Annotated in this window: 8 protein-coding genes and 2 pseudogenes; 5 read left to right on the top strand and 5 right to left on the bottom strand. The window is 54.7% G+C overall.

Going from position 1 to position 12,122, the window contains the following annotated elements; genetic code table 11:
• Positions 1-16: 16 nt before the first annotated feature.
• Positions 17-1,441, top strand: a complete 1,425-nt coding sequence (patD, locus tag HV107_RS24200) for an aminobutyraldehyde dehydrogenase (RefSeq protein ID WP_182061258.1) — start codon at positions 17-19, stop codon at positions 1,439-1,441.
• 183 nt (positions 1,442-1,624) lie between these two features.
• Positions 1,625-2,014, top strand: a complete 390-nt coding sequence (locus HV107_RS24195; RefSeq protein WP_182063587.1) for a hypothetical protein — start codon at positions 1,625-1,627, stop codon at positions 2,012-2,014.
• 108 nt (positions 2,015-2,122) lie between these two features.
• Here the strand turns inward: HV107_RS24195 and HV107_RS24190 are convergent.
• Positions 2,123-2,197 (bottom strand): annotated as a pseudogene (locus tag HV107_RS24190) (DUF1869 domain-containing protein); the annotation flags it as partial.
• A pseudogene (locus tag HV107_RS24185) lies at positions 2,189-2,444 on the bottom strand (DUF1971 domain-containing protein); the annotation flags it as partial. The pseudogenes HV107_RS24190 and HV107_RS24185, both read right to left, overlap by 9 nt.
• A 206-nt stretch (positions 2,445-2,650) precedes the next feature.
• On the opposite strand from HV107_RS24185, the gene HV107_RS24180 reads away from it, so the two are divergent.
• Together HV107_RS24180 and HV107_RS24175 are read left to right on the top strand one after the other, a co-directional pair.
• On the top strand, positions 2,651-2,824 hold the full coding sequence (locus HV107_RS24180; protein ID WP_182061256.1) for a GhoT/OrtT family toxin: 174 nt from the start codon (positions 2,651-2,653) through the stop codon (positions 2,822-2,824).
• Positions 2,825-2,910: 86 nt separating this feature from the next.
• Entirely contained in the window at positions 2,911-3,669 is a 759-nt protein-coding gene (locus tag HV107_RS24175) for an alpha/beta fold hydrolase (RefSeq protein ID WP_182061255.1), read from the top strand.
• A 29-nt stretch (positions 3,670-3,698) separates the two neighbouring features.
• Here the strand turns inward: HV107_RS24175 and HV107_RS24170 are convergent, their stop codons facing one another.
• From HV107_RS24170 to HV107_RS24160, 3 genes are read right to left on the bottom strand one after another with little or no spacing between them, the layout of a single operon-like run.
• Positions 3,699-5,873, bottom strand: coding sequence for a virulence factor SrfC family protein (locus HV107_RS24170; RefSeq protein ID WP_182061254.1), 2,175 nt, complete (start codon positions 5,871-5,873; stop codon positions 3,699-3,701).
• Positions 5,870-8,851: a virulence factor SrfB gene (locus tag HV107_RS24165; protein ID WP_182061253.1), complete on the bottom strand. Its 2,982-nt coding sequence runs from the start codon at positions 8,849-8,851 to the stop codon at positions 5,870-5,872. Before HV107_RS24165 ends, HV107_RS24170 begins: the two co-directional genes overlap by 4 nt.
• 4 nt (positions 8,852-8,855) lie before the next feature.
• Positions 8,856-10,202 carry an SrfA family protein gene (locus tag HV107_RS24160; protein WP_182061252.1) on the bottom strand — a complete coding sequence of 449 codons (1,347 nt, stop codon included), beginning with the start codon at positions 10,200-10,202 and terminating at the stop codon, positions 8,856-8,858.
• Positions 10,203-10,485: 283 nt separating this feature from the next.
• Here HV107_RS24160 and HV107_RS24155 point away from each other — a divergent pair, with 283 nt between their 5' ends.
• Positions 10,486-12,084 (top strand): ABC transporter substrate-binding protein, encoded by a 1,599-nt coding sequence (locus HV107_RS24155; protein WP_182061251.1) that lies wholly within the window; start codon positions 10,486-10,488, stop codon positions 12,082-12,084.
• Positions 12,085-12,122: the final 38 nt, after the last annotated feature.

The following is a 12,122-nucleotide window of genomic DNA, read 5'->3' as shown; positions in this document are numbered from 1 at the left end:
TCAACAGGACAACGCTATGCAAAATCAACTGCTCATTAATGGTGAACTGATTACGGGCGAAGGCGAGAAACAGCCCGTGTTTAATCCTGCCACCGGAGAGGTACTGCTGGAAATCGCCGAAGCCTCTGCCGCGCAGGTTGATGCTGCCGTGCAGGCAGCCGATCGTGCTTTTGCTGAATGGGGGCAAACCACGCCGAAAACCCGTTCAGAGTGTTTGCTGAAACTTGCAGACGTTATTGAAGAACATGCAGAAACCTTCGCCAGGCTGGAATCCCTTAATTGCGGGAAGCCGCTGCACTGTGTGGCGGGAGATGAAATCCCGGCGGTGGTTGACGTGTTCCGCTTCTTTGCCGGCGCGGCGCGCTGCCTGAACGGGCTGGCCGCCGGAGAGTATCTTGATGGCCACACCTCAATGATCCGTCGTGACCCGGTCGGCGTCGTTGCGTCCATTGCGCCGTGGAACTACCCGCTGATGATGGCCGCATGGAAACTGGCGCCTGCCCTGGCAGCAGGGAACTGCGTGGTGATTAAACCCTCTGAAATCACCCCGCTGACGGCCTTAAAACTGGCAGAGCTGGCAAAAGATATCTTCCCGGCAGGCGTTCTGAACGTACTGTTCGGGCGGGGCAAAACCGTGGGTGATCCACTGACCGGGCATGAAAAGGTACGCATGGTGTCGCTGACCGGTTCGATTGCCACCGGGGAACACATTATCGGCCATACGGCATCGTCGATTAAGCGCACTCATATGGAACTGGGCGGCAAAGCGCCGGTTATCGTTTTTGATGATGCGGACCTGGACGCGGTCGTGGAGGGCGTGCGTACCTTTGGTTTTTACAACGCCGGGCAGGACTGCACTGCTGCCTGCCGCATCTATGCTCAGAAGGGCATTTACGCCGCGCTGGTGGAAAAACTCGGTGCCGCAGTTGCCACTCTGAATATGGGCGCACCGGAGGATGAGTCTACAGAGCTTGGCCCGCTGAGCTCAGCGGCGCATCTGTCACGCGTCTGTAAGGCGGTGGACGAGGCAAAATCCCAAAGCCATATCCGCGTTGTCACTGGCGGCAGTAAAAAAGAGGGGGCAGGATATTACTTCCAGCCAACCCTGCTGGCGGGTGCAAAACAGGACGATGCCATCGTGCAGCGTGAAGTTTTTGGCCCGGTCGTCAGCGTGACCGAATTTGACGACGAAGCGCAGGTGCTGGGCTGGGCGAACGACTCTCAGTATGGCCTGGCGTCATCCGTGTGGACCAAAGACGTGGGGCGCGCCCACCGTCTCAGCGCGCGTTTGCAGTATGGCTGCACCTGGGTCAATACCCACTTTATGCTGGTCAGCGAAATGCCACATGGGGGGATGAAGCTGTCAGGCTACGGGAAAGATATGTCGGTGTATGGGCTGGAGGATTATACGGTTGTGCGGCATGTGATGATTAAACATTAATTAATTTTATCTGCTCCCTAAAAGTTAATAAGATAACTTTTAGGGAGCTGTATGACCGTCGTGTTATTTATTGATCTCGCGCATGGCTGTATACATTGAGGACATCTACTGTTTGCCGGCCAATTTCGGCTAACGTTATTTAGACAGTAGGTATCTGTGAATAAGGTATTCGCTTTTTTTATTATGCTTGGTGTTTTTGTAATGACAGGTTGCGCTACCATTGTTGGTGACGATACTCAGCTGGTTCAGGTTAATAGTAACCCAGCTGGGGCAGCCTTTGAAATTAAAGATGATTCAGGCAGAGTCGTTGCGCAGGGAAAGACACCGCAAGGCGTGACCCTGGCGAAGTCTGACGGCAGTTACTTTGGTAAGAAAAGTTATCAAATCACGTTCACTAAAGAAGGCGTTCAGCCTGTAACACTGCCGATAAAAGCGAGTGCTAACGGTTGGTATATAGGCGGGAATATTGTCTTTGGCGGTCTGATTGGATGGTTAGCTGTCGATCCTTTCAACGGTGGAATGTATACATTAAAACCTAAAGAAATAAATCCAACGCTTGCCTCAGTCCAGTAAAAATAAAACCCTAAAAGGGCTATATTTTATAAACTATGATTAATATATTCATTGTGATTAATATTTGGGGCAAAACCATTTGTAGTGGTATATGCCCCAGTCAATTATCTACCAACCACAAACCTCGTGCTCATTTTCCGTATCGTAAGCATGTACGGTATTCACCAGGTCTTTAACCACTTTTCCGATGCCCGCGCCCTGGAGGGTGACCGAAAAAGTCGATATTAAACCAGGTATCGTCGGTCAACAGCTCAATACGATGCCATTTTAGGGGTGGGGAAATACCAAATGAACCGGCTTCAATTATCAGCTCCAGATCGGGTTCGGTGGCGTTACCATCCGGGAAGCCGAAATAGCACACGGTGCCCTGCATCACAGACAAACGGCCGTAAACACCCGCTTTCGTATTGTGATGAGTGAAGAGCGTTTTCTGCGACTTAGAATTTATAAAAATGTGCATTTATAATGCATGTTATCAAAAAAGATGTTCTCTCATCCTCATGAGATGTAACGCAAAATACCTAATTGTTATTACCCGTTATTTTTAAGTGGTTATTATGTAACGAAAAAACTTGATCTGTATCAACATATGACGCATATTGCGTGCGGTTATTTTTGACAGTTTGGGTAAGCAGGATGACGTTGTATCAAAAAATGTTGGTTTTTTACGCAATCATGGCATCCATCAGTGCGCTCATCACCTGGTTCCTGTCTAAAGACCGTAAACGCATCCGCCTCCTGAGCGCTTTTCTCGTGGGTTCTACCTGGCCGATGAGCTTTCCTGTCGCGCTTCTGATATCGCTTTTCTGAAGCAAGCTTCCAGTTTTAAAAGATGAACATAGCATTCCGCTACTGGTGACTGTATAAATAAACAGTGCATTGAAAAAGGAGTGCTCATGAACAGTTTCTACTCTCGGCGCGCGGGTTGCAGTGTGCGCTGGCAAGACCTCCCTGGTTTTGGTGATCCCGTCGTGTTTATCCACGGCCTGGGGTGCGCCTCGTCCTATGAATATCCGCGAGTTGTCTGTGACCCGAATTTTGGTGCGCGCAGAGCCATTCTTATCGATCTCCCCGGCAGTGGATACAGCGATAAACCCGAGCACTATCGCTATCAGACAGGCGATCAGGCCCGGGTGGTTACTGAATTGCTGGACAATATTGGTATCAATACTTTCTGGCTTTACGGGCACAGTATGGGCGGCAGCATTGCCATCGAAACCGCGGTTTTGATGCAGACGCGCCTCAACGGTTTAATGGTATCTGAGCCTAATTTTCATGGTGGCGGCGGTATGTTCAGCCGTAGCATTGCCGCACAGTCGGAAACGCAATTTGTTGAACACGGTTATGATCAGTTACTTGCCGCCGAAACCTCTGCATGGGCCGGTAGCCTGCAAAGTAATGCGCCTTACGCTGTGTGGCGCGGTGCCACGAGTCTGGTTGAGGGCACTAGCCCTGACTGGGAAGCGCAGTTCCTGTCATTACGTTGCCCGGTTACGCTTATTTTTGGGGAACACTCATTGCCTGATAAGGATGTGGATTCGCTCAAAGGTAAAGGTGTTGCGGTGAAAATCATCCCTGCGGCGGGGCACTCGATGTCGTGGGAAAATCCTTCGGCGCTGGCCCTGGCGTTATCTGACTGCATGACGGGTAAATAGCAGCCCGCATGACTGCGGGCTGACGAGGGCTAGCGCAATATGGCCTGTAAGGCCCGGCGGGCGCTGGCCTGAACATCGTGCGGGCTCTGGTAATCGATGTTCTCGGTGGCCCGGCTGTACAGAGCAACCAGCCAGTCGTAAACGTAGACGGTTGCAGCGTGAACGGGTTGTTCACCCAGATGTGTCAGGCGCGGTGTCGCGCTGTTAACCACTGGCGTGACAAAGATGGGCTGGCCTTTGCGCACGCGGCTGGCAGGACGTTCTGTAACAGGTGTCTGCTCGTAACCAAGCCAGCCGATGAAATTCCCCAACACGGCATGTAACTGCGCCGCGCTGCTTTTATCTGCCTCGACAATACGCTGAAGTTGTTGCGCCAGATCCAGACGGTAGCTGCTGGTGACCAGAACATCCGCAATTTGCTGCAACACCGCAGGCTCCAGACCTAAGCGGGCGGCAGCGGCTTCATTCCTGCTCCACTGGCGCAGATGATTGATCCACACCTTGTGTGCCAGCCTGGCTTTGTCTTTTGTCTGGTACGGGCTGCTATTCTCCTGGGCATTTTCTGCGAACAGGTCAATCACATCGGTAAACAACCCGTTGACTTGCTCCTCACGAGGTTGCTGAACGGCTAACAGCGTTTCGAAGGCTTTTAGCGGCGGCAGAAGGCCTTCCAGCAACTCGCCGTGGCGCGCGGCACTGGCCTGGAGCATTCGTACCATGTTTTCCGCCTGAGCGCGTCTTGCTCCTGGCTCCAGCGTCACAGGCGCCAGATAGCTTTGCATCAAGGCGGATAACTCCTGCTGCAACAGCGTTTTCAGGGTGCGAAGACGGGTCTGACGCTGTGCTGGCAGTGTTGCCTGAGACAACCACTCAACTACGCGCTGTAGACTGTGGCTGTCCAGCGCCTGTAATGTGCCCCAGCGCTGACCTGGTTTGCCAAGCAATTGCTGGACCGCTTCGTCGAGGTTTTGTTTGGTGGTAAAGCGGGCATCATGCGGGGTAATCGCCCAGACCAGCCCCGGCAGGGCGGATTCAACGGACGGCTGCGTCTCCTTAACCCAGTTAAGAAGTAATTTTGCGGTTTTTGCCGTCTGCTCATGTTGCGCTGTGGCGTTACAGATAACCAGCACATCCGGCTGAAGCTGCTGACGATAATGCTCCAACAGCCACAGACATTTTGCCTGAGTCAACAGTGGGCTACTGCTGTCTGAAAACGCCGGGATATCAATGATATCCACGTTATCCAGAACCGCGTTTTCGACCGGGAGCACCAGTTCGCGGGTCAGGAAGGCGAGCACATCCACGGGAATACTAATAGCGTTGAGTATCTCACCGTTGTTAAGCGGGTGAAGCAGCGTTTCCTGCGACTCAGGTGACGTCAACGCGCCGTGAGTCAGAAAACCCTCGCTCGGCAGACCGAAATTATCCACCAGCAGGCTGAGCGGCGCGGCAAGCTCGCTGGCATGGCTGGTTTGATGCAGTACATGAGCCAGTTTCAGCCACTGCTGAGTCAGCTCTTGTTGCTCGCCCCACAGCAATGACCAGACGCTTGCGCGGGTGCTTAAATCAAGAGACGGCACCAGAAGGGCAAACTGATGCCACAGCGCATCATCCATTTGTTGTTTAGCGCCTGGCACCGTACTTTGCCAGAAGCGTGCAATGGCGCCCACTTCCTGAGCGGTAATGCCCGGCACGCCCTGAGGCTGGCGAAGTGCGCGCCATTTTTCCAGGCGTGTCTCAATAACGGATTTATCGACGGGGCGGATCTGCGGGTGCAGCGTGGTGCGGGCAATAAACAGTTGCACCAGCTCTGCCTCTGTCACCAGACTCAGACGCAGCGGAAACGCCTCATCGGCGATGTCGCGGCTCTCTCTGGTGAAGCGCACGGCCATATTGGTCAGCGCGTGGCCTGGGTTGATATGCGTGAAATAATCAAAGGTACGTTGTCCCGGAACGACATTCAGGCGGGCGTTACCGCTACCACACAGGGAGGCCAGCAGATGCGCTTTTGCCGCCTGGGAATGCCCGTAAAGCCCGATGCTGCTGCGGCTTGCCAGCGCACGATCGATAGCCTGCTCGCGTGCCTGGGCGGCGTTTACCCGCGCCAGCAGTGCGTCTGCATCGTTATCCAGAACAGGAGCGTGCTGGCGCGTGTCGTTAATCCACTCGATTATGGCCTGAGTGGTGGCAGTCATCGCAGTCATTTCAGGTATACGCTCCCGCTGTCGATCCAGTAGTGGCTTCCGCTATGACGGCGATCGGCCAGGGTATTCAGTTTAAACGTTAAGGCATCAGCCGGAACCGGGGTGCCATCCTGGAGCCAGGCGTCGCTCAGCTCAAAGGATTCTGGCCCTTCGTGCTTACTCCCTCCGCGAAGTTTCAGACGTACATTCAGCACGCCATCTCCGGCAATGGCTTTTGCCAGCTCGGCAGAGTTGATGCTCAGGGTATACAGAGGTGTTGCTGGCCAGCGCGCGTTCGCCAGTTGACGGAAGCCCAGTGTCACGTTCCCGCGCAGCGGGAAGTGCAGGCGAGCGTCCAGTTTCGCCCCCGGTTTGTCGAGGTCGATATCCTGATACCAGACGTTTTCCTCGCGCAGCGTGTTCACCGTGTTATCCAGCACACCCAGATACCGCACGGTGGAGTAAGCACCAATGTCGGCCGCTTTGAAATTAAAGCGTGGCAAGCGCAGGTCAAGCGCCAGGCTACACAGCATCGCGCCCACTGCGGCGGTGGATTTCGGGTTACCAATACGACCCTGCTGGCTGAACGGATACCATTCATGTACCTGATACTTATCCAGCCAGACAATGCGGTTAACCGGCACAGGTTGCAGGTGGCGAATCAACGCCTGAACACCTGGCAGGCAGCCCGGACGGCCCGTGATCAGCAAAATATCGCAGCTGTAATGCGAAATGGCTTCGCAAACGGCATGGAGCGGGGCCGCCAGCGTAAACTGGCCTGCCAGCATCGCATCCTGCATTTCGCGGAAATTAACGTGCAGCGGCACAGCGAACAGATCAAATTCCGCCGAGCCAGCAGGCAGGGCGTGGTCAATGGCCTGTTGCAGATAACCCATCACGTTCCGGGTGGGTTTCTGGTTCAGCAAATCGCCAAATGTTGCGTGCAGCCCTGCAAGCGGATCGTCGATATCGCTGCTTTCCCAGGCGGCAAGAATGGCGTGGCCGATCGGCATAAACAGCTGGAGCGCGGTTTGCTGGCGTAACACCGCCTGTGTGTCGATACGCCCGGAGTCACCAAACAGCGACGCCATCAGCATAGAGGCATCGGCGATGCCGGATTTCTGAAGCTGAGTTTGCAGGGCAGGTAAGACATAGCGCTGGATAACATCCAGCAGGGTGTCATCACCCGCCACTTTAAAGCCTTCACGGAACAGCAGTTGTGGCGTGATTTTGACGTTGTTACCGGAGCCATCGTCCAGCGCATAATGCGTGATCGCCATATCCGTGGTGCCGCCGCCAATATCAATGGAAGCAACGCGTAAGGAGCGGCCGGGATCCACGCCGGGTTCTGGCGCTCTGTCCGGGCGAGCAAGAGAGGCGAAGAACGCTTCAGTTTGCCCGCCGAAATGGGAGATAGCTTCGTTGTAAAGCCACACCAGCTGGCCGCAGCTGGCTTCGTCCCACTCCATCTGGATCTCAGGGACCGGAACAACGCTCTTTTCTTGCTGCTTACGACTGGCAAAATCTTCGTCCTGCGGGTGCCAGCCCATTGCCTTCCACACAATCGCGATGGCTTCAAACATGCGGCGTCGGAAAATCTCGCGCTCCTGTTTTGGCATCGCGGAAGGCAGTGTCAGGATCAGGGTGCGAAGCTGGCGAGGCGATGCCGGGAATCCCAGGCGCAGACGCGTTGCCACGCTGTTGATCTGCCCCAGAGCCTGGGCCAGCAGTTCGCACAGCATGTGCGTCATCAGGGTGCTGCGGCTGTACTGCGGCGAAAACACCGGCAGACGCTCATCCTGTGGCAGGGTAAAGAGCGGCTCGCCGTCGTCGTTCATCAGATTCATCAGCGGGAAAGCGGTGGCTAACGGTTCACGCTGGGTTTTGCTGTTCATCTGGCTAAAGCGCCAGTCCTGTACCACCGGGGTTTCATCCCACAGGTAGCGACGCGGGCTGGAGATCCCGCTGTTGCCCTCGGTTCCCAGGCGCTGCATCGCCAGTTTGCGGGCTTCATCACCCACGCGCACGATAGAGGGCCAGACAAAGGCATCTTCACGGCCGCTTTCAACCGAGAAATGCTGCTTGCCGAAACGCGCTTCAGAAAACTCAAGGCGGCTGGTGAAAAGCGGTTCATTGAGGAACTGCGGTTCGCTCAGGGAACGTACCTGGAGCTCTGCAGTCTGGCGCAGTCCGTCGTTGGCATCGCCGTGATCTTCAATGACAACGCCGCAGGTATGGGTGTTACCGACGTCCAGGATCAGGTCGACCGGAATGGCTGGCGTGCTGAGCGTGTGGGTAACAAACTTCACTTCTGGCACGGTGATCTGCTCACCGAGCATGGTCAGCAGGTTCAGCCAGTGGGCCTGGTATTCAAAGCCGCGCATCGCCTGTTGCAGGTCGCGTTCAGAACGGTTTTCCACGCCGGTCGCGAACTGACTAAACGCTTCACGCAGCCAGCCGTCAATCCAGGTCTGGTCGAGGAAACTGTCTACTTCGCCATCGCGCCAGGCCAGCGCAAAGCGTGTGCCGTTCAGGATATCGTTACCGACGGGTGAAAGGGCGGATGTTGCGTGTTCCGCAATCTGACTGTCGAGCGCGAAAGTCACCCGGTGGGTATTACCGGCGCTGTCTGGCTCATCAAGCTTACGTACCTGCACGCGCGCCCAGTTATCCGGGCCATCAACAAAGGTACGCGGCGGGTTAAAGCGCAGGAAAGGCACCGGAAGCCACACGCCATCCAGAACCGTCAGGGACTGATGCAGTGGGATAGTACTTTCCGGCTTGACCACTTCAGGCTGAGCGCCCCCTGTGCCTGGCAGCGTGTAGCGGCCATTAACCAAATCGAAGTCCAGACGCAGCAGGGGACCATTGGCCGTCTTGCGGACAAACCGACCGTTGCTGGCGGTGTCCTGCGGGGTCAAGCCGAAATCAAGGAATTGCACGCCGCTATTGGCAATAAGCGTAACGCTTTGTTTATAGTCGCAAAGATTTACCAGCATAGGGTCATGCACCTGCTTTCTTGAACGTCAATGGAACGACGGTTTTGGCATCGTAACGTGCACTGCATTCCGCCACATCGCTGGTCCCGGCTTTACAGGCGATCTCAGGCATCGGATAGCGCGAGCCATCGGTGCAACGCGCGTTGCCACGGCTTTTGATCATCAGCTCGCCATTACTGTGTAACCCGGAAAATACGTCAGTCCGACACACAATATTGTCGCCGTGTACCACACGGGCAAAGCCCTTGTTGTTCTGGATCTGGAAGCGCAACGACGGTGGTTTACCCGTAACCGGATCTTTTACATCCAGAATGGCGCGCCAGCTCCCGTTGAGGAAACGGGTTGAACCGGCTTTCACCTGGTTGGCGTCCATCACCATGGCATCTTTCGGGATAGCGGCAATCACCACCGTGGCCTGCACCGGAGCAGGCTCTGGCTCTTTGACCTTTGCCACCAACACTTCAGCCTGATGCAGAGGCAGATTCATTGCCAGCGGCTCAACAGCTTTCACCGGCTGCGGGGCGATAGCCACAGGCACCGGCGCAGGCGCAGGTTCAGCCGGTGCAGATGGCGCCTGTTTTGGCCATAGCAGCGGAGCGGCAACTGCGGCAACCAGCACTGCCGCAACCGGGAGTGACCACAGCGGGACACGGCGCTTTTTGCGTACGATTTCCGGCGCTGGCTGGGCTTCCTCGACGTCAGGAATAACCACCCGTGCTGGCTCCGGCTCATACAGATCTTCTGGCGTAATACGTACAACCGTCGCCGGTGTCACCAGCGGCTCATCGGCCTGTTCGAACGTGATGACCGGCGCGGGTTCAGGCTCGGGTTCTGGATCCTCAATCACCACGGGTGCAGGCTCAGGAATAAGCGACTCGCGCAGGCACTCAAGAACGTCATCGCGGGCGTTCTCGTTAAGATTCACAAAGCCCCAGAACGTGATAACCGGTTTGCCATCAATCAAAAACAGGAAGTTTTCACCAGGAAACTGAAAGGCTTTAGAAAGCAGGGAGCCAAAAAGCTGTTGCGCAGTTTTAGGCGACTGGAGGCACTTTTTACTCAGCGACTCAACGCTCGCGAGGGTGTTTTCCAGGTAGCGCAAGGCGCGGAAGCGGGTATCTTCGTCGGCAGCTTTCCAGCTGGTGACCATTCCGTCAACCGGTGAGTACCAGTCGACGCGGTCGCCGCCATCATTGACCTGAGGGATAGCCAGACAATCGACAATGGCCTGCTGTTTGCGCAGGCGAAGTGCTTCACGGATTTGCAACGCTGATTCAAAAACGGCCTGTCCGCCGCCGCCAACGGCCTGAAAGTCATCCAGATTACCGCTGCGTAAAAGAGTTTTTGCCACGATTTGGTCCCATATACTTCTTCACACCGTTACTTTAACGAAACTGCTCATCAAGCAAACGGGGGAAGAGAGGCTAAAAGGGGGGATTTCTTGCGGCATTGATCGTGACGGTTGTGCTTGACGAATAATGGCACTTAAGGCAAATCAATTTCAGAGCCAGTGGCTGTAAAACCAGCGAAATGCACTGCTTTAGAATAACCTGATAGTTTTTCGTTATTTGCCAGGCATTCCGGGCTGTGCTGTTATTACTGTTCTATATAATAAAATCGAAAGGGTTATAACCATGTCTACAGGGAAAACGCTGCTCGCGCTTGTCTTGAGCACACTTTTACCGGCAAGTGCCGCCTGGGCGGCGAATAACGATACCATTATTTACTGTTCTGAGGCGTCGCCTGAGTCGTTCAACCCACAGATTGCCAGCTCCGGCCCCTCCTTCGTGGCCAGCTCTCAGGTGCTGTATAACCGCCTGATCAATTTTGACCCGGTAAAAAATACCCCGGTTCCGTCACTGGCGGAGTCATGGACCATTTCCCCGGACGGCAAGACCTATACCTTTACGCTGCGTAAAGGGGTCAAGTTCAACAGTAATAAATACTTCAAACCGACCCGCGATTTTAATGCCGATGACGTTATTTTCTCCGTTATGCGCCAGAAAGACCCTAAACACCCGTATCACGATGTGTCGAAGGGCAATTACGAATACTTTAATGACGTGGGTCTGGATAAGCTGATTCAGGACGTCAAAAAGATTGATGATTACCACGTTCAGTTCACCCTGAGTGAGCCTAATGCAGCATTCCTGGCAGACTGGGGGATGGATTTCGCCTCTATTCTGTCTGCGGAATACGCGGATGTGATGCTGAAAAAAGGAACGCCAGAGAACGTGGATACCTGGCCGATTGGTACCGGGCCATATGTGCTCCAGCAGTACAAAGTGGACTCGCTGATCCGCTACATTGCTAACCCGAACTACTGGGATGGCGCAGTTCCGACAAAACACCTGATTTTCTCCATCACGCCGAATGTGGAAACGCGACTGGCGAAGCTGCAAACCAACGAGTGCCAGATTATCCCTGCGCCATCGCCGGTGCAGTTTGATGTTATCAAAAACAATAAAGATCTGACCCTGCATTCCGTCGATGCGCTGAACGTGGGTTATCTGGCGTTTAACACCGAGAAAAAGCCGTTTGATAACGTGCTTGTGCGTCAGGCACTTAACTATGCGACCGACAAAAAAGCGATCGTTAATGCCGTCTTTATGGGTTCCGGTACGGTGGCAAAATCACCTATTCCGCCGAATATGATGGGCTATAACAAGGATCTGAAAGATTACAGCTACGACCCTGAGAAAGCGAAAGCGTTGCTGAAACAGGCCGGGCTGGAGAAGGGCGCCGAGGTGACGCTGTGGTCAATGCCGGTACAGCGTCCGTATAACCCGAACTCTCGCCGTATTGCAGAGATGATCCAGGCCGACTGGGCGAAAGTGGGCGTGACGGCGAAAATCGTCTCTTACGAGTGGGGCGAGTACCTCTCCGGAATGCGTAAAGGCGAACACGATTCTGCGCTGTTTGGCTGGATGTCTGATAACGGTGACCCGGATAACTTTGCCGACGTGCTGCTGGGTTGTAACAGCATCAAGACTGGCTCAAATGCCGCGCGCTGGTGCGACAAGGGTTATGATGACCTGGTACAGAAAGCCAAGCTTGCCAGCAACCCGGGCGAACGCGCGAAGCTCTACAGCCAGGCGCAGGAGATCTTCTACCAGCAGGCGCCGTGGATTGCGCTGGCAAACGGGAAGACGTTCTATGCTACCCGTAGTAATATTACGGGATACAGCGTGAGCCTGATGGGAAGCGATTTCTCGAAAGCGAAGCTGAACTGATCTTATGCCCGGTGGCGCTGCGCTTACCGGGCCTACGG

Source organism: Enterobacter sp. RHBSTW-00175, assembly GCF_013927005.1.
Classification (GTDB): Bacteria; Pseudomonadota; Gammaproteobacteria; order Enterobacterales; family Enterobacteriaceae; genus Enterobacter.
Note: the sequence above shows the minus strand (reverse complement) of the source record. Positions and strands in the feature narration are given on the sequence as shown.

Excerpts from the sequence above, each read along its gene's own strand:
- HV107_RS24155 (WP_182061251.1), top strand. The coding sequence starts at position 10,486 with ATGTCTACAGGGAAAACGCTGCTCGCGCTTGTCTTGAGCACACTTTTA.
- patD (WP_182061258.1), top strand. The coding sequence starts at position 17 with ATGCAAAATCAACTGCTCATTAATGGTGAACTGATTACGGGCGAAGGC.
- HV107_RS24165 (WP_182061253.1), bottom strand. The coding sequence starts at position 8,851 with ATGCTGGTAAATCTTTGCGACTATAAACAAAGCGTTACGCTTATTGCC.
- HV107_RS24180 (WP_182061256.1), top strand. The coding sequence starts at position 2,651 with ATGACGTTGTATCAAAAAATGTTGGTTTTTTACGCAATCATGGCATCC.
- HV107_RS24170 (WP_182061254.1), bottom strand. The coding sequence starts at position 5,873 with ATGACTGCGATGACTGCCACCACTCAGGCCATAATCGAGTGGATTAAC.
- HV107_RS24175 (WP_182061255.1), top strand. The coding sequence starts at position 2,911 with ATGAACAGTTTCTACTCTCGGCGCGCGGGTTGCAGTGTGCGCTGGCAA.
- HV107_RS24195 (WP_182063587.1), top strand. The coding sequence starts at position 1,625 with ATGCTTGGTGTTTTTGTAATGACAGGTTGCGCTACCATTGTTGGTGAC.